14 protein-coding genes are annotated in these 17,593 nt (G+C 42.7%); 9 read left to right on the forward strand and 5 right to left on the reverse strand.

The window, feature by feature from the left end; genetic code table 11:
* Positions 1–80 precede the first annotated feature (80 nt).
* From AAG747_RS09175 to AAG747_RS09195, 5 genes are all read right to left on the reverse strand, one after another.
* Positions 81–1,220: a hybrid sensor histidine kinase/response regulator gene (locus tag AAG747_RS09175; RefSeq protein ID WP_346820863.1), complete on the reverse strand. Its 1,140-nt coding sequence runs from the start codon at positions 1,218–1,220 to the stop codon at positions 81–83.
* Positions 1,217–3,889 carry a PAS domain S-box protein gene (locus AAG747_RS09180; RefSeq protein ID WP_346820864.1) on the reverse strand — a complete coding sequence of 891 codons (2,673 nt, stop codon included), beginning with the start codon at positions 3,887–3,889 and terminating at the stop codon, positions 1,217–1,219. The genes AAG747_RS09175 and AAG747_RS09180 overlap by 4 nt, the downstream gene beginning before the upstream one ends.
* Before the next feature lie 376 nt (positions 3,890–4,265).
* Positions 4,266–4,733, reverse strand: coding sequence for a GNAT family N-acetyltransferase (locus AAG747_RS09185; protein WP_346820865.1), 468 nt, complete (start codon positions 4,731–4,733; stop codon positions 4,266–4,268).
* 325 nt (positions 4,734–5,058) lie between these two features.
* Positions 5,059–5,592 (reverse strand): hypothetical protein, encoded by a 534-nt coding sequence (locus tag AAG747_RS09190; RefSeq protein WP_346820866.1) that lies wholly within the window; start codon positions 5,590–5,592, stop codon positions 5,059–5,061.
* Between the two features lie 195 nt (positions 5,593–5,787).
* Positions 5,788–6,054 carry a hypothetical protein gene (locus AAG747_RS09195; protein ID WP_346820867.1) on the reverse strand — a complete coding sequence of 89 codons (267 nt, stop codon included), beginning with the start codon at positions 6,052–6,054 and terminating at the stop codon, positions 5,788–5,790.
* A 480-nt stretch (positions 6,055–6,534) separates the two neighbouring features.
* Here AAG747_RS09195 and AAG747_RS09200 point away from each other — a divergent pair, with 480 nt between their 5' ends.
* The 9 genes from AAG747_RS09200 to AAG747_RS09240 all read left to right on the forward strand — a co-directional run bounded on the left by AAG747_RS09200 (position 6,535) and on the right by AAG747_RS09240 (position 17,469).
* Entirely contained in the window at positions 6,535–7,716 is a 1,182-nt protein-coding gene (locus AAG747_RS09200) for a lipoprotein N-acyltransferase Lnb domain-containing protein (RefSeq protein WP_346820868.1), read from the forward strand.
* Between the two features lie 222 nt (positions 7,717–7,938).
* Positions 7,939–8,493, forward strand: a complete 555-nt coding sequence (locus AAG747_RS09205) for a hypothetical protein (protein WP_346820869.1) — start codon at positions 7,939–7,941, stop codon at positions 8,491–8,493.
* Between the two features lie 7 nt (positions 8,494–8,500).
* Positions 8,501–8,941 (forward strand): hypothetical protein, encoded by a 441-nt coding sequence (locus tag AAG747_RS09210; protein ID WP_346820870.1) that lies wholly within the window; start codon positions 8,501–8,503, stop codon positions 8,939–8,941.
* Positions 8,942–9,138: 197 nt separating this feature from the next.
* On the forward strand, positions 9,139–9,972 hold the full coding sequence (locus AAG747_RS09215) for an ion transporter (RefSeq protein WP_346820871.1): 834 nt from the start codon (positions 9,139–9,141) through the stop codon (positions 9,970–9,972).
* Positions 9,973–10,161: 189 nt separating this feature from the next.
* Entirely contained in the window at positions 10,162–10,821 is a 660-nt protein-coding gene (locus tag AAG747_RS09220; RefSeq protein WP_346820872.1) for an HAD family hydrolase, read from the forward strand.
* A gap of 256 nt (positions 10,822–11,077) precedes the next feature.
* The gene (locus AAG747_RS09225; RefSeq protein ID WP_346820873.1) at positions 11,078–12,385 is read left to right on the forward strand and encodes an SWIM zinc finger family protein; all 1,308 of its coding nucleotides are present in this window, start codon (positions 11,078–11,080) and stop codon (positions 12,383–12,385) included.
* Positions 12,386–12,524: 139 nt separating this feature from the next.
* The gene (locus tag AAG747_RS09230) at positions 12,525–14,012 is read left to right on the forward strand and encodes a DUF5691 domain-containing protein (protein ID WP_346820874.1); all 1,488 of its coding nucleotides are present in this window, start codon (positions 12,525–12,527) and stop codon (positions 14,010–14,012) included.
* Positions 14,009–15,088, forward strand: coding sequence for an ATP-binding protein (locus AAG747_RS09235; protein WP_346820875.1), 1,080 nt, complete (start codon positions 14,009–14,011; stop codon positions 15,086–15,088). Before AAG747_RS09230 ends, AAG747_RS09235 begins: the two co-directional genes overlap by 4 nt.
* Positions 15,089–15,204: 116 nt before the next feature.
* The gene (locus AAG747_RS09240; RefSeq protein WP_346820876.1) at positions 15,205–17,469 is read left to right on the forward strand and encodes a DUF5682 family protein; all 2,265 of its coding nucleotides are present in this window, start codon (positions 15,205–15,207) and stop codon (positions 17,467–17,469) included.
* The last annotated feature ends 124 nt before the right edge of the window (positions 17,470–17,593 follow it).

Below are 17,593 nucleotides of genomic sequence, written 5' to 3' on the forward strand. Positions count from 1 at the left end.
TTTTTTAATAAATACGTGTTTGTAGAGGTATGTAAATAAAATCAAATCAGTGAGTTATATTTATCCTGTCAGCATCGCAGTCAAGCATTTGTTTTTTCCATAACAATAGGATGAAGAGGAACCGTAAAAAAGAATTGACTGCCTTTTTTCAATTCACTCTTTACCCAGATTTTACCGCCCATTTTGGTGACAAATTCCTGACATAAATCCAAACCCAAACCCATTCCTTTTTCCCCGTGAGTACCTTGGGTACTAAAATTAGAGTCGGCTTTGAATAAATCCGTAAAATGTTTGTTGGCAATGCCTACTCCCTGGTCTTTCACGGATATTTCTGCAAACTCATCGATTAGCTGGAAAGAAAGAACAATTTCACTTTTTTGCTTGGAAAATTTGATAGCATTGGATAACAGGTTACGCATAATCGTATTAAACATAGTGGGGTTTCCATACACCAATTGGCTGGAAGGTGCTTCCATATGTACCGTGATCTCTTTGGCTTTAAGTTGATGCTGTAATTGATGTAACACTTTTTCGAAAGTGCCGGGGATCTCTATATAATCAAAGTGAAAATGCCGTTTGCCCAACTGGTTTTTTGCCCAAGTTAATAATTCCATTTGTAGTTCCAGGGTATGGGCAAGGGTTCCGCAGCTTTTTTCCAATTGGAGTACTTGCTGTTGTTGGGATAAGTTCGCATACTTTTCCAGTGTGCTTTTTAGCAATTCATAGGCGCTTTTTAAAGAAGAGCGTAAATCATGGGAAATAAAAGAAATCAGTTTGTCCCTTTGGTTGTTGGATGCCAGTAACTCCTGGTTCATCCGGTCAATTTTTTCTCTTTGCACTTTGAGGGAAATATGGGCATCGATCCGGGCAATGAGCTCTTTGGGCCGGAAGGGTTTGGTGACATAATCCTGCCCTCCACAAGAGTAGGCTTCCAGGATGTCCATTTCATCGGCTTTGGCACTTAAAAAAATGATGGGGATATGCTTGGTGGTTTCATTTTCTTTGAGCAAGATACACACCTCATACCCGGACATATCGGGCATCATAATGTCCAGCAAGATTAAGTCCGGTAATTTTTCCTCGGCTGCCTGTAAGGCTAAACTGGCATTATGAGCAAATAACAGGCGGTAATACGGGTTCAGGACGGTGGCGGCCAATTGCAAATTTTGAGGTTGGTCGTCTACAATCAGTACGGATTTTTTTTCAGCTAAATAGTTCATAAACCGGAATCTTTTGGGAATATCTCTTCTACCCATGGTGTGAAGTAAGTCAATTGCTGACTGATGCCATGGATATCAAATTCTTGATAGCGATTGTTTAATTGACGGATATATTCCGTCATATAATCCAATTGATGTTGCGTGCAAAAGTCGGAGAGTTCTTCTATAAAAAGAGAAACATCATCCAAACTGACAATTTCGGCCAGGGCTTCGCTTCGTTGAGAAAACTGTGAGAGCAAGGCTTCCAAATGCGTACGGTTGACTTCCATACCCTGTTTGGGAATATTGTGCTCCAGAGCTGTTGTTTGAGACTCCGCAACTGAGTTTTGCATTTGGATTTCATTGGGCAAAAAGCGAGTAAGTTGTCTGAGTAACTCGGCCCGTGTAGTGGGCTTTCGTAGAATGCCGTCAAATTTACTCAACATCTTTTCCGGGTTATTGACCGAAGTAGATGCCGTAAAGGCAATGACGGGAATTGTTTGGGTGATTTCTTGGGCACGGAGGACTTCCAGGGCCTCTTCTCCGTTCATTTCCGGCATTAAGAGATCCATTAAAATGATATCGGGAATCACTTGACTGGCTTTTTTGACGGCCTCCACACCGTTTTCGGCCACATGTAATTGGAGGTCGTATTGTTTCAAATAGGTTTTTATCAATTTCTGGTTGATGGGAAAATCATCCACAATCAATACTTTGGAATGGAAAAATTTGACCTTTTTATCGTTCCAATCAAAAGAGGCGTCTTGCTTTATTGGTTCATCCGATGTGGGCAAGTCTTCAAAATGAAGGGTAAAACTACAGCCTCTTCCTAGCGCACTCTGTAAATGAATGTTACCGCCCATCAACTCTACCAGGCGTTTGGTGATGGCCAGCCCCAAGCCTGTTCCTTTATTTTTTTTGGTGAGTACCGTACGCACTTGCCAGAAAGACTCAAAGATTTTTTTGTGGTATTCGGGTGAGATCCCAATTCCGGTATCTTTCACTTGGATGGAAATGCCGTAGAGCAATTGTTTACGGTTAAAATTTTCCAGGGCCAGTTGTACCGTCACTCCACCTGCATCGGTGAACTTGATGGCATTGCCGATTAAGTTGATGAGAATTTGTTTGAGCCTGACCTTGTCCATCATCAACGATTGGGGAAATCCCATAGGCACTTTGATATTCAAGTACAAGGATTTTTTTGCGGTTTCGGTAGCAAAAAGCTGTTGCAAATCATTGATTAATTGCGGAAGATTGACTGCCTCCGGGTTGATTTCTACCCGCCCGGATTCGATTTTGGACAGGTCCAGTAAATCATTAATTAAATTCAAAAGGGTATTGCCACTGGTGAGAATGGTTTCCAAATGACCTTTGGCTATAGGGTCGCTAATGGTATTGTAAAGGACTTCGGAAAATCCCAGGATAGCATTCATGGGAGTCCGGATTTCGTGGCTCATATTAGTTAAAAATTCACTTTTGGCTTTGTTGGCATCTTCGGCCAGTTGTTTGGCCCTTCGCAGTTCGGCCTCTGTTTGTTTCCGGGTAGAGATGTCTTCGGTAAACATCAGAATCCCTCCGATCTGATTATCGAGGTTATACCAGGGGCGGATTTCCCATTTGATCCACTGGATGGAGCCATCCGCTCGCTCAAAGCCGTCTTCATCCCGTCTGTTGACAGCACCTTGTAAGCATTCTTGGTATATGGCCTTTAGTTCTTCTTTGGTACCGGGAAATACTTCGTAATGTGAGCGCCCGATAATATTTTCTTCTTTTAATTGATAATCTTTTAACCACTGTTTGGAAATGGTCAGGTACCGCATTTGTTTATCAAACATGGCAATGGCTGAGGGCGCTTGTTCCACAAAAACTTTATTCCGGTTGGCATTTTCAACTATTTGTTTATCCGCAATTTTCAAGGGTGTAATATCCCAGTTGGTGCCCACCATCCGGACGGCATTCCCTTGTGTATCATAGTAGATTTTGGCAATGGCTTTAATATAATGTACGGATGTGTCCGGCCAGACAACCCGGAATTCGGTATTAAATTCTTTTCCTTCCAGAAGGGCTTCTTGTACCTCTTCCCGGCTTCGCTCCTTGTCCTCCGGATGCAAGCCTGCTTCCCAGGCTTCGTAAACCCCGGTAAATTGATTTTCCGAAATGCCGTAAAGTGCATACATGGCATTGTCCCATACCAATACATTATTGATGATGTCCCAATCCCAGATGCCTATGTTGGCTGCCTGGGTAGCTAACATGAGGCGTTCGGTTACCTGATGCAGTTTTTCCTCAGCTTCCCGGTATTTGGAAAGGTCCTGGATGCAAACGGAGAAGATCGTGTTCTTTTCAAGGGGGAGGGGAGCCAAGTTGACTTCTACAGGAAACGTGGTGGAATCTTTGCGTTTGCCAAATAAGTTTGACAGGCTCTGGGACTCGGCATCTTCAAAAAAAATTGAACGATGGGTTTGATGTGCGTTTTTGAATTGGTTGGGGAGCAGTATCTCTACTGCTTTTCCGATGAGTTCTTTCTTGCTTTCATAGCCAAACATGAGAATCGTCTGCCGATTGAGTTGCACAATTTTTCCTGACTGATCCACAAGTAATATCGCATCTGTCAATGTATCCAGAAACAGCCTGAAAAGGTGTGCGTTTTGCTTGAGTTGCTTTTCAAAAACTAAATTCGAGTTTATCATTATTGAATATGAAAACGATATCTGTAAAAAATAAAGAAGTGACAGGTGACAAGCTTCTTGCCTGTTCTGATGAGTGTATGCCGGGTGGAAAACCAGCTTGTGAAAAGGAAAATCAGGTGATTGGGTTGGATTATTTGTATACTTGTTTCTACTTATTAATATATGGAATTGCAGTGATTTATCCTAATGGGAGGAGGGGTAATTTTTTGCTGGAATGTTGGGAGGTGAATAAGTAGATAATCAAAAAAAGGATCCTCTCTGAGGGAAAAATAAAGAAGACAGGGGTATGAATACCGGACAGACCCGCTTCTCTTTTTGTAAAAGAAATATTACGGACTTAAACCTTTGAAATGCGGTAGGTAAAATTACTCCGTGTTTAATCTTCCAAAAAACGGATCATTTCGAGTTTGAGTTTGGAAAATCCGGCTCTTTGATACGCTCTAATGGCATTGGGGTTTTGGTCATATACATCCAGGCGCGTCTCCCTGATTTGCTTCGACCGGAACCAGCCGTTCAGTCGGTTAATGATCTGCTCGCCAATGCGGTTTCCGCGGTAGTCTTTTGCCACAAACATAAACCCGATATAACCATATTTTCCTTCGGCCTGTTTTTCGGTGTTTTCTTTGATTTTTCCATAACCGCAACCGACCACTTTTTGGTCCGTCACAGCTACCAGAAATTCAACATCCGGGGAGTGGATTAATTCGGGAAGGTTGTAATAGTAAATTTTCTCGTCCCTTTTCATGGACAGATCCATAGGAAGCTCATGTTGGATCAGCTCTTGTTCAAATGTTAATAATACTTCTATGTCACTCAATTCTGCTTTCCTGAAGTGGATGGTCATCGTTTTCTATGGTTTAGGAAATGTGGATTATGGATATTTAGCTTAAAATTAGTTGAAGGGTTTGTATTTTGCACAAAAAACGGCTGGTATTTTTATAAAATGTTTATAAACTAAACAATTGTCTTGCTGGTGCAAAAACACCTCAGCAAAAAAGAGGCTGCCCGAAAAGTCAAAAGAACATAAGATACCACAAAGATCCTAAGACATAAAGAGGTGTAAATATTTGATTTGTAATTCGTTGTTCCTGTCTAAGCCTTAGTACCTCTGTAGCGATTATATGTCGTCTTTTTAGACAGCCTCTTTTTGCAACGCCTTATATGGCATTTTACCAATCGTAATCCCTTATCTTCATTTCATCCATACACCGGTTAAATGTCCTGACTTTCTGGTTGTACACATCTACTATCCATTCCATATCCTTGTCCAGTTCGGCCAACAAGAGAAGGGCGTCTCCATTTTTATTCGCAGTCCATAACTTACTCTTTCCGCTTTCCAGGTTTCGCTGGCAAATCAATAGTTTGTCCAAAGGAGATCTGGTTTCTATATCATAATTGTTTTGAATCTTGTGACTGTAACACCGGTTATATTCCATCCCTTTTTCCTTCTTATCGTAGGCGGTTTCAAAGAGAAAATGAGTGATTACCTCTTGTTCGTTAACCTGCTCAAATAGCGTTTTGCTTTGTTGATTATTTATATCATATATGACAATATTGGCAACTTTCGATTTGTCCTGTTCCTCTTCTTTCTTACTTCCCATCAGGCTTTTGGTGCGTATATAGGGATGCAGTGAGAGGTAAAATAGGTTGTATTGACGGTCGTACTCTTCCGTAGTGCGATTAGGTTCAAATTTCGATTTCATATAAGAAGTGTTCAAAATGCTCTTTGTTTTTGGGTTAATGATGAATTTTCAGCTTACATGAATAGGGCTTCTTCTCAGGTTTGGAGTGATGAAGTAAAGCCTGGCCAAGAGATAGAAAGAATGCATGGGTTGCCTTCCCGGAAAGTTAAACCTTTTTCCGTTTCCTATCAACAAATCGTATCCTTTGGAAACCGTTTATTGTTTTGTGATAATCAACCGACCGGTTACTTCAATAAGTTTTCCTGATTCTTTGTCTTTAAAGAAATAACCATCGCTATTTTGTTCGCTCAACACTTTGCCACTGCTGATCCAGGTCCGGGCAACGGTGCCGTCACAGTTAATCATTTCTACTTTAAACTCATCACCAAATCCACCGATTCTGGCGCGTGAAGCATCCGTACAAGAAATAAAACCTAGTACGATACTGAAGAGGATTGCGAATTTGACTATTTGATTTTTCATGGATAATGTACTTTTATATGTTATGTGTAAGAACAATACTCAAATGAGCTTGATTGTCAAACTAGGAGGAGGCCTGTTGGTTGAATGAGCAACTGGGTGAAAGGGTGAGTTACCCGGAAACAGTAAAAAGCAAACACTGTGTTGAGCTTTATGGCTAACTTTTTTGCAATTTCTACTCACTCATTCAGTATTTCATTCTGAACATCCGTAATACTCCGTAGCTTGGACAAAGCGAGGTTGTTGATCTTTTAGTTCTTTCTCTTTCGTGTTTTCTCTTACTACCATGGCTTTCATTTGTGTAGAAACCCGGAACATTGGCTTTATACAAAAGTAACCTTTCAATAAAGACCTTGTATCCCCTTTTTCAGGGAAGCTAGAAAATAACTGGAAAGGGTCAATGAATTGAATAAGGTTTTGTAGTTTTACTCTAAATACAAACAGTCAATTTCCTTAATCAAATAACAATAGCTGACAATGTCCATGAAACGATACTTGTTCATCGTGTTCTTCTTTTGTATTTCATTCAATGGGACTCAAGGGCAATCTTTGCCAGACACGGTCTCCGAAAAAGCAATTATCAGTTTATTAACCTGTGAAGAAGGGGAGGAGTTATACGCAGCTTTCGGACACAGTGCCTTGCGTGTCCGGGATTCGTTAACGGGAATAGATGTCGTTTTCAATTACGGGACATTTAATTTTCGAGAACCTAATTTTTACGGGAAATTTGTCCAAGGCCAGCTTTTGTATTTTCTCAGTACGGGTTCGTTTCAGCGCTTTTTACAAAGCTATCAAGCCGATAACCGGGGAGTAACCGAACAGGTTCTTAACCTGGATACGCTTCAGACAAAGGAGCTTTATGCCAAGCTTCTGGTGAACCTCAAGCCGGAAAATAAATATTATAAATACGATTTTTTCTATGACAACTGCACCACCCGTTTATGGGAATTGATTAAGCCGGAAAACAATGAGGACAAGGCAGAGGAAATCTCTCCGGAGGCAACAATGAGCTTCCGGGATTATATTCACCCGTATTTGGAGTCAAAACCTTGGGTACGCTTCGGAATCGATATTTTGTTAGGACAGCCTACCGATTTGGCCACTGTTCAAAATACGGCCCAGTTTTTACCGGATAATTTAATGCATACCCTTGAGTATTTGGAATACGGAACCAAGCCCGTAGTAAAAGCAACAGTGCAATTGTTTGAATCGAAACCTGTCAATCAAGAGGAAAGCCAATTTATTCCCTATGTGTTTTTTTGGGGCTTGTTCGGAGGAGTATTAGTGTTGTTTGCCATTGAAGTGTATTTCAATTTACACTTTCATTGGATCGACCGGCTACTGTATTTGTCAACCGGCTTGATAGGTTGTCTGATTGTTTATTTGTGGTTTATTTCCGATCATCAAGCGACCAATCAGAATCTACATTTGCTTTGGGCCTTCCCGGTAAATCTGTATTTTGTTTTTTTCCCTAAAAAGAAAACGCTCTATCATATTGTATATGGCCTTGCCATCACCGGACTTTTATTAGGCTTCCCTTGGCTTCCGCAAAATTTTCCCGTAGAAGTGATTCCGGTCCTGTTGGTATTGCTCTTACGCTTGGTCCGGTTAGCCATGTCGGAAAAGAAAAAAAAGGGCAATATAAAATACTCCATGCAGGCATAATTTTACCGCTAAAATTCCATGATTTTTTGCTAAAAGCATTCTTACAGGAAAGGGCAAAGGAGTGTTGTCATATTTGTAAATAAACGCCTGTATTATTACGAAAATGTAAAACTTTTCCTTTCCGGGTTTTATATTTTCAAATCACCTATGCTTGTATATACTTTTGCACTTGTATTAAGAGGCAAGCTCCTCTGCAATTGTTTGATCAAGAATTAAATCCTGTTGAAACCTAGAATTATCCGAGGCACCTCCTTTTTGGTGATTGTTATACTCCATATGGTGTTTATTGCCTCTATTTTATTCGAAAAGATAAATACTACGCCCATATTGGTCATCATGTGTATGATATCCGTATTTGTGACGCTGGCATATGTAAAAGTCCCCTTACGGCATGATACCCATTTTATGGACGATTTTTCCGTAGTGCTTTTGGTTGCTTTGGGAGCCGCCATTTCCTATTATTTCAATATTCAATTGGGGCTTGGCCCTGTCCTTTCGGTAGGACTGATAGGAACCGTTGCTTCTTTTGTTCCCAAGATCAATAAGAAGTCGGAGCGGTTGCAATTGGTCCCCGGCTCTATTTATTGCGGTTCGTTTATCGGCATGACCAAACCCTCCATCGCTACGGATTGGCACTTTGTATTGTTGGCGGGGACGCTGGCAGGAATCTTACTTGTCTTCTCAAAAGGTGTTTTTCATGGAATGGGCGGGAAGTTGGGCACCATTGCGTTTGGAGGGGTTGCCCTGGCATCTTTATTTCTCTTTTTGTTTTTTTAGGAGGGTTATGGAAAATTTGATATTGGTAACTACCGGCATCGTGGCGGCTTTGGTCACTTTTATAGTAAATGAAAAATTAAACCAAGGGCCGGTGCGTGCATCCGCCATCGTATCTCTTGTAGTAGGAAGTTTTTTTTACTGGTTTCCCGAAGAACTTTCAAACGAACTTACGCAAAATATCCCCATCGTTTTTATTGGGGGGTCTTTCATCGGAATGGTTTCTTCCAACATCATTTCCAACTATTGGATGATAGGAATTTCGGGGGCAATCTTTTCCTTTTTTTATCTGAATGCCAGTAACTTTTTCAATGGGTACGGGGGGACTTTAGGGACTGCCGCCTGTATTTCGTTACTGGTTACACTCTCTTTACCGGTAATTACCAAAAAGCACCGTATAGTCAACGGGTTTTTAATCTTAAGAGGTTTGATTTTAAAACGGAAGAAATAAGGTACGTTTTGCGTATGGAAAATTTGCAGTTCGTAGAAGGCTGATTGAATTTTTTGGAGTTGAAAATGCCTGGTCTTCAGGTTTTGTGAGATTACTTGTATCACCCCAAAAAGATAATATTATTTTTACTCTTCTTTGGTAACGAAGAAGTTTTATAGATTAATTTTGGTTGTTTTTCCTTCATAAGCCAAAATGCCATGTCTTTTAAACAAAAATTATTTGAGGTCATTCAACCTGGTAGAGAAGACCAAACTCTTAGCCGGAGGTTTGACTATTTCATTTATGGCCTGATTGTACTCAATGTGCTGGCAGTGGTAATTGAGTCTTATAGTTGGCCGGAAGAGTGGTTTCGACAATTTTTGCGTGGATTTGAATTTTTTTCAGTGCTCGTATTTTCCTTGGAGTATGGGATGCGACTCTGGACCAGTGATTTGCTTTTTCCTAAGAAATCAAGAACGCTGGCATTGTTTAGCTTTGTCTTTTCCGCGTACGGCCTGATCGATCTCTTGGCCATTTTGCCATTTTACCTTCCTTTTTTTATTCAAATAGACTTGCGTTTTGTCCGGATGCTTCGTTTGTTGCGTTTGTTGAGAATTTTAAAACTCAAGCGGTATTCCCGTTCACTAAAGCTGGTAAGCGAGGTGTTTTCGGAAGTCAAAGCTGATTTGGCTGTTACGGTTTTTATCACTTTTTTGCTGTTGATCTTTGCCGCTTCCATCATGTACAATGTGGAAGGAGATGCACAGCCTGAAAATTTTTCGAACATAGGGCAGGCTTTCTGGTGGGCAGTGGCTACCTTAACTACAGTGGGCTATGGTGATATCTACCCGATCACCCCCTTGGGCAAATTGCTCAGTGGTTTAATTGCATTGTTGGGGATTGGTGTAGTGGCTCTGCCTACGGGAATTATCAGTTCCCGTTTTATCGAAAAAATTCAAACGAGGGACCAACACAAAAATACCCGCAAGACAGAGGATGAAATCTGTTTTTGTCCGCATTGTGGAAAGAAATTAAAAGAGTCTCAGAAATAAGATATCGAAGTGAATTAATCTTTTCCTTTTTGCTAAAAAATGTTTCAAAAAGGCCTCCTCTGTGTTACTTTTTTCAACAATAGCTTTGGCTATTCTCTTCAAAAAGTGCCTTGATGAGCCGATTTTGATTCCATGTTCGGTCAAAAACTATACGTTTAATTCTACTTCATCATTAAATCTACTATACTCATGAAACACACAGTGATTTTTGATATGGATGGAGTAATCATTGACTCTGAACCCATTCATATGGAGATTGAACAAGCAATGTTTGATGCATACAATATCCGTTTGACGGAAGCGGAACATACCGGTTTTGTTGGGACTTCCACCAAAAATATGTGGCAGACCTTGAAAGAAAAATTTGCATTGGCTCCTACCGTGGAGGAGCTGGTATATCAGAACCGGAAGTATTTTTTAGATTATTTGAAAAGCCATCCAGCTATTCAGCCTATCGAGGGAGTTAGACCCTTGGTAGAAGCGCTGAGTACCATGGGGCATACCTTGGTATTGGCGTCTTCGGCCGGAAGAGAAAATATCGAAACCGTTTTAGAGCGACTTGAATTGACCGGACATTTTCCGGTACAAGTAAGTGGAGACGAACTTCCCCACTCCAAACCCCATCCGGAAATATTTTTAAAAGCGGCCGGTTTAGTGAAGGTGCTCCCGGAGCATTGCCTGGTGATTGAAGATTCGGCCAATGGAGTGAAAGCGGCCAAAGCGGCCGGAATGAAATGCATCGGCTTTCAAAATCCCAATTCAGGAAACCAAGATCTTCGTAAGGCCGACTTGATCGTAAAGAAAATGACCGAAGTGACTTTGGATGTGGTACGGCAACTGCTACGGTAGAAGATACTGTTTTGGCAATATAGTTACTATCTCTGTATACAATTGACCCAAAAGTAAGTGATGTGTTTTCTCTGAAAAATTTCCTTCTTCAAGGTTGAGGTTCTCTATTTCTTTTTTTCCTTTTAAAAATCTTACTTCAACCACGGGAATCCGTTTTTTTTACATAAAATTACAAGACCGTAAATAGCTTACGGTCTTGTGCTATATTCTTGCACACATCAATCTTCTAAATCAGACTAAACCTATACCTTTTAATATGTTGCTAAGTGAAGAGCAAGTTACAGCACTTGCACCGGATACCAGCTCTGTTAAAGCCGGAAAAGGGTTGGCTTCTGCTGCTAAGTGGCCTTTGTTGGGAGTGAACGAGAAAGCTTTGTGGGGGCATTGCAAAGGAAGCGGCAAACGCCCGTACCAAACACAGGTTGACCTGCAGAACATTGCTTTTAAATGCTCATGCCCCAGCCGGAAGTTTCCTTGTAAACATGGTCTCGGTTTATTGTATTTGTATGCCCGTGATACTGCTGCTTTTGCTCAGGCTGAGACGCCGGACTGGGTGAGCGAATGGTTGGACAAACGCAATGACAGGGCTGAGAAAAAAGCAGAGAAAAAGGCCAAGCCCGTAGATGAAAAAGCCCAGGCCAAACGAACGGAAGCCCGGATGAAAAAAGTCCATGATGGGGTGGAGGAATTACAAATATGGATGAAGGACCTCATCCGTAACGGCTTGTTGAATATTCCCAACCGAGCCTATGAATATTGGCAAGCGCCTGCCAAACGCATGATTGATGCCCAGGCACCGGGCTTGGCCGGCAGACTAAAGGCTTTGGGCAATATCAATTATTTTGACGACCAATGGACGGAAGAACTACTCCAGCATTTAGGCCAACTCTATCTGTTGACGGAGAGTTTTAAAAATTTGGAAGCGCTACCCGAAGATTTTCAGGAAGAAGTAAAAAGCCTGATCGGCTTTAACCAAAATAAAGAGGAGCTTCTCCAACAGGAAGGGGTACAAGACCAGTGGCTGGTGCTTTCCCGGACTTTGGAAGAGGAAGAACAACTAAAAGTTGAGCGTAATTGGCTGTATGGTCAAAAGTCGAAACGCTTTGCGTTGGTGCTTCAATTTTTTGTGCGGACACAAGTCTCGGAGTTGAAATTAATGCCAGGTACTTCTTTTCAAGGAGAGTTGGTGTTTTATCCGGGAGTTCATCCTTACCGGGCTTTACTCAAACAGCAGGAGCCTGTAAAGGTCGCATCCGAACCTGTATTTGAAGAAGAATTGAGTAAGGCCATGCTTAGCTTTGCAGATGCTGTGATCCGTAACCCCTTTCATGAAAAAATTCCTTTATTGTTGGGGAATATGCATTTTGTCCATCGGCAAGAGGCAAGTTTCTTCATGGACCAAAAGGGCAAAGCGGTATATGTACAAGCCGATGAACGGATGAAAATGCAATTGTTGGCCATTACGGGAGGGTATCCATGTCAGGTATTTGTATTGGCTGATGATAAGGAAGTACAGCCCAAAGCAGTATGGGTGGGAGAACAGTTTTATCCTTTGACTTTTTAGAAACTATAAAACAGGGAGCCAGGCTGAAGAAACCAAGGAAACATGGGTTCTGGTGCTTCGCTTAAAGTATGATAAACGCAGCGCATTATTGCATGCTTGTGGGTAGTAAATAATGCCTTGCCAAAATAAACCGGAACGTATGCAGTTCAAAACCAATTTAATCAATAATGCTTTGTTGGGCACCGGGAAAAAGCCTTTGAACGTAAAGGAATTTCCGGCTGAATTACAAGAAAGCCTTCACAAAGTAAATCAAAAAGAAGGGGACGATGAAGACCGTTTTTTAAATGCAGCGGCTCTTACATTCAATTATATCCGTGCAGGTGTGCAGGTCGCAGAGGCCTCTCTACCCATTGATCCGGTAGAAGACGAAACACGTCCTTATTGTTCGGGTAAAGCCGTTCAGATTTTTCGTGATCTTCTTCAAAATAATTATCCTAACCTGATATGGTTTTGGTGCAAATTGTGTGATCAACAAAATCAAATTGTACAGCCTCAGGTTTTACCGGAATTCTTTGATTGGGCGGCTTCAGGTAGGGCGGCCGGTAAGAAGAAATATCTCGACCTGTTCAAATCGGTCATTGGAAAAAGAGGTGAATGGCTTTCCAATTATAACGAAGACTGGAAGTTTGTACAAAAAGGAGGATTGTTGGATGATTGGGAAACCGGTACGTTGCACCAACGCATTACTTATTTGAAAGCATTGCGGGAAAGCGATCCGGAGGCAGCACTCGAAAAGATCCAATCCATTTGGAAAGAAGAAAATGCCGCAGGCCGTTTAGAACTGATGGTTCCTCTGAGAGTCAATCTATCCGAAACAGACCTTGATTTTTTGACCCTTTTGTTGAAAGACCGGAGTGCCAAAGTCCGGGAGGAAGCCATTGAGTTATTGAGGCGGATTCCCGGTTCGGAAATCCATCAAATGTATCAAGAGGTTCTGTCACTTTCCATCCGGTTGGAGCAAAGTATAGGGGGAAAGAGTACCGTGAAAATAAAGCTGAGCATTCCTGATGAAAAGGCTCTTTTTAAGACGGGCATTGAGGACCTCAGTGGCAAGAAGTCCCTGAATGATGAGGACCATATCCTGGCACAATTGATTGCCGAAGTGCATCCTTCTTTTTGGGAAAATCATTTCCAGCTAAGCAAGGAAGAAATTGTAAAACAATTTGCTTCGAAAGGAGAGTTAAGGACATTTCAAGCGGCTTTGGGAATGGCCGTGAGCAAGTATGAGGAGAAAGAATGGGCTTTGAAAATCCTGGAGCAATTCCCTCATCCCAATATAAGTTTGCTTTCCCTTGTGGAGGAAGAACACCGTAGAAAGTTTGCACCTAAAATGATCAATTCCAACTTTATGGATGAACTGATCAGTGCTTTGGCTACCGACAGTCTGCAAGAATGGGATCTTCGTTTATGCCGGAAGATGATGTCTCAGTTCGTACAAAGACTCTATCATTTTAATAAAGCTTTTTTTGAAAGTATTTGTATGTATTTACCGGAAGCGATCATTCGGGAATTGGAGCAATTTACTCCGACAAAAGAATGGGAAAAGAATCATTGGGGAAAATTGTCTTCAGAGCTACAAAATTTAATTACAATAAAAGAACAAATAAAACAAGCATTCAAAATATGAGTACGATACTTCGCCAACATGCCGAACAACAGTTTCAGGAAGAACTGGAAGAACTGAAAAAAAACGAAAGCGGAAATGTACCTGCCAACTGGCAACTTTCTCCTCAGTCAGTAGTCACATACCTTTTGGGGGGAAAGCTGAAAAACGGCTTTGAGGTTTCCCCTAAATATATAGGAAATCAGCGCTTGATAGAGATTGCCGTAGCCACCCTTACTACCGACCGGGCCTTGTTATTGTACGGTTTGCCGGGTACGGCCAAGTCCTGGGTGTCCGAGCATTTGGCTGCCGCCATCTCCGGAGACTCCACCATGATCGTGCAAGGAACCGCCGGTACGGGAGAGGAAGCTATCCGTTATGGTTGGAATTATGCCAAACTCCTGGCGGAAGGCCCTTCGGAAGGGGCACTGGTGCGCACGCCGGTGATGCGGGCCATGGTAGAAGGAAAAGTAGCCCGTATCGAAGAACTTACCCGGGTAGCTTCGGATGTACAGGATACCTTGATCACCATCCTTTCGGAAAAAACGATGCCGGTGCCCGAACTGAACACCGAAGTACAAGCAGTACGGGGGTTCAATGTCATTGCTACGGCCAACAACCGGGACAAAGGGGTGAACGAATTGTCCAGTGCCTTGAAACGAAGGTTTAACACCGTGATCTTACCATTGCCAAATTCTGTGGAAGAGGAAATTGACATTGTAAAACGCAGAGTGGAAAGCTTTGAAAAAGTAATGGAGCTACCTGCTGAAAAACCGGCATTGGAAGAAATCAGAAGAGTGGTGACCATCTTCCGGGAGCTGCGCAACGGGATCACCGATGATGGCAAAACCAAGCTGAAATCTCCTTCGGGCACCTTGAGTACTGCCGAAGCCATTTCAGTGATGAACAACGGCTTGGCCATGGCCGGTTACTTTGGCGATGGCGTCATCAAAGCGGCTGATTTGGCCGCAGGAGTGATCGGTGCAGTGGTAAAAGACCCGGTACAAGATAAAATCGTATGGCAGGAATATTTGGAAACGGTGGTCAAACATCGCGACAACTGGAAAGATATTTACCGTAGTTGCCGGGAGTTAATTTAAATCCCCACAAACGTTTAAAGTACAGAAAATAGAAGAAGGATTGGAGGAAAGAGGGAAGGAATGGGCGAATACCCACTGACCTACCCTCTGAACCCTAAAAATCAACTTACACCAATATGGCAGTTCATTTATTAGGCATAAGACACCATGGCCCTGGCTCGGCCCGTAACGTGGCCGCTTATTTGGAGGAGCTACAGCCGGATATCATTCTGGTGGAAGGTCCTCCGGAAGCGGAAAGTTTACTGGAATGGGTGGCTCATGAAGAGATGAAACCTCCGGTGGCATTGCTTGCCTATTTGCCTGATACTCCCCAACAAGCCGTTTTTTATCCTTTTGCCGAATTCTCCCCGGAATGGCAAGCGATCCAATATGGGCTTCGGAAGGAAGTACCTGTAAAATTCTGTGACTTGCCCCTGGCAAATAGTTTTGCTTTACAAAAAGAGCCGCCGGCAGACGAGGCAACTTCTACGGAAGATAATACCGAGGGACAGAAAGAAGAAGCCTCTGTAGCGGAAGGTACATTTCCTGAAGTAGCTCGTGACCCTTTTAGTTATCTGGCAGAAGCCGCAGGACATAGTGATGGAGAAAAATGGTGGGAGAGGAACTTTGAAAGCCGGAAAGACAATAGCGAAATCTTTGAAGCTGTGCAGGAGGCCGTAACGGCTTTGCGCGAAGCTTTTCCCAATAAGGACAACCAACGGGAGCAGTTACGGGAGGCATGGATGCGAAAAGTGATCCGGACCGCCCAGCGGGAAAAATACGAAAATATTGTGGTCATTTGTGGGGCCTGGCATGTGCCTGCTTTGGCCGATATGCCCAAACAAAAGGAAGACAATGCGCTATTGAAAGGCCTGACAAAAGAAAAGGTCCAAACCACCTGGATCCCTTGGACCTACGATCGCTTGGCATATCAAAGTGGTTACGGAGCAGGGGTTTTATCTCCCGGATGGTATGAGCATTTGTGGAAACACCCCCACGATGACGGTACCTTATGGATGAGTAAGATCGCTCAGTTGTTGCGGTCAAAAGATATGGATACCTCTGTGGCGCATATTATTGAAACCGTACGCCTGGCCAACTCCCTGGCCGCTTTGCGGAATCAAAGCCAGGCAAGTTTGGAGGAATTCAACGAAGCCGTCACTACCGTGATTGGTTTTGGGGATGATGTTTTATTACAATTGATCCGCGAGGAGTTGATTGTCAGCAATCGGTTGGGAGAAGTGCCTTCGGAAGTTCCCAAAGTTCCTTTGTTGATCGATGTGGAGCGGATGCAGAAATCCTATCGCTTAAAGCCCACTACCGGGATAAAGCAACTAAAACTGGATTTGCGAAAAGAAAATGATCTGGCGAAAAGTATCTTTTTGCACCGGCTGAACCTCCTGGGTATCCCCTATGGACTGATCAGCCGGAACAGCGGTAAAGGGACCTTTAAAGAAGAGTGGAACCTGCTATGGGAGCCGGAGTTTGTCGTGCAACTCATTGAAAAAGGCATTTGGGGAAATACATTGTTGGAAGCTACTACTAAGTACTTGTCTCACAAAGCTTCTGAGGTGCAAAGTGCATCGGAGTTGATTTCCTTACTTGAACAGTCCATCCCATCCGACTTGCCGGATTCCGTGGGAAGTATGGTGCGTAAGCTCGATTCCCTGGCTGCGACTACTACGGACATTACCGAATTGATGAAGTCGATTCCCGGTTTAGCAAATGTATTGCGCTATGGCAGTGTCCGGAATACGGATTTCACTGCCCTGAAAACCATGTTCGATTCCATTGTCACCAGGGTTTGTATAGGGGTTCCCATGGCTTGTGTGAATATTGATCACGATGCTGCCGGAAAGCTATTGGAATTCTTGGAAGAGATTGATCATGCACTTTCCCTGGTACAGGAAGAGGAATTGGATGAAAGATGGCAAAGTGCCTTATTGAAAATCCAAGGTTCACATCAGTCCAATGCTCTGGTCGCCGGGTACGCAACCCGTTTGCTAATGGATAAAACGGTGATGGAATATCCGGAAGTAGAAAAGCAATTAAGTTATTATTTGTCAGTGACCAACGCTCCGATTGAAGCGGCTTATTGGTTTGAGGGTTTTTTGAGATCTTCGGGAACCATCTTATTGTTGGATGACAAGCTTTGGGAGCTAATGCACAATTGGGTGGCTTCTATTCCGGAGGATAGTTTTATTGAGTTATTGCCCGTATTACGAAGAACATTTGCTGAGTTTACTCCGGCCGAACGCACAAAAATCGGTGCTAAGGCCAAAGGAACCGGTACCCGGACCAACATGCCTGTCGCAGCTACCCGGGACGAAGATTTGAACTCCGGACAAGCCCGGAAAATTCTCCCGGTCATCGAAAAGTTATTGGGAGTATCGGCTGAATAAGCATGTTATGGTTGGGAAATGTGAGGGGTGTGAATCAATAGCCTTGTCTACTTTTTGTGTCAAGACAAAACGTAAGAGTCCGCCTGGCAAATGACAATAAAGAATTTATATGAGAGGTAAAGTA

Source organism: Rapidithrix thailandica (assembly GCF_039710355.1).
Taxonomy (GTDB): Bacteria; Bacteroidota; Bacteroidia; order Cytophagales; family Flammeovirgaceae; genus Rapidithrix; species Rapidithrix thailandica.

Bases quoted from the DNA above. Each gene is read 5' to 3' on its own strand.
- AAG747_RS09175 (WP_346820863.1), bottom strand. From the start codon at position 1,220: ATGAACTATTTAGCTGAAAAAAAATCCGTACTGATTGTAGACGACCAA.
- AAG747_RS09180 (WP_346820864.1), bottom strand. From the start codon at position 3,889: ATGATAAACTCGAATTTAGTTTTTGAAAAGCAACTCAAGCAAAACGCA.
- AAG747_RS09185 (WP_346820865.1), bottom strand. From the start codon at position 4,733: ATGACCATCCACTTCAGGAAAGCAGAATTGAGTGACATAGAAGTATTA.
- AAG747_RS09190 (WP_346820866.1), bottom strand. From the start codon at position 5,592: ATGAAATCGAAATTTGAACCTAATCGCACTACGGAAGAGTACGACCGT.
- AAG747_RS09195 (WP_346820867.1), bottom strand. From the start codon at position 6,054: ATGAAAAATCAAATAGTCAAATTCGCAATCCTCTTCAGTATCGTACTA.
- AAG747_RS09200 (WP_346820868.1), top strand. From the start codon at position 6,535: ATGAAACGATACTTGTTCATCGTGTTCTTCTTTTGTATTTCATTCAAT.
- AAG747_RS09210 (WP_346820870.1), top strand. From the start codon at position 8,501: ATGGAAAATTTGATATTGGTAACTACCGGCATCGTGGCGGCTTTGGTC.
- AAG747_RS09215 (WP_346820871.1), top strand. From the start codon at position 9,139: ATGTCTTTTAAACAAAAATTATTTGAGGTCATTCAACCTGGTAGAGAA.
- AAG747_RS09220 (WP_346820872.1), top strand. From the start codon at position 10,162: ATGAAACACACAGTGATTTTTGATATGGATGGAGTAATCATTGACTCT.
- AAG747_RS09225 (WP_346820873.1), top strand. From the start codon at position 11,078: ATGTTGCTAAGTGAAGAGCAAGTTACAGCACTTGCACCGGATACCAGC.
- AAG747_RS09230 (WP_346820874.1), top strand. From the start codon at position 12,525: ATGCAGTTCAAAACCAATTTAATCAATAATGCTTTGTTGGGCACCGGG.
- AAG747_RS09235 (WP_346820875.1), top strand. From the start codon at position 14,009: ATGAGTACGATACTTCGCCAACATGCCGAACAACAGTTTCAGGAAGAA.
- AAG747_RS09240 (WP_346820876.1), top strand. From the start codon at position 15,205: ATGGCAGTTCATTTATTAGGCATAAGACACCATGGCCCTGGCTCGGCC.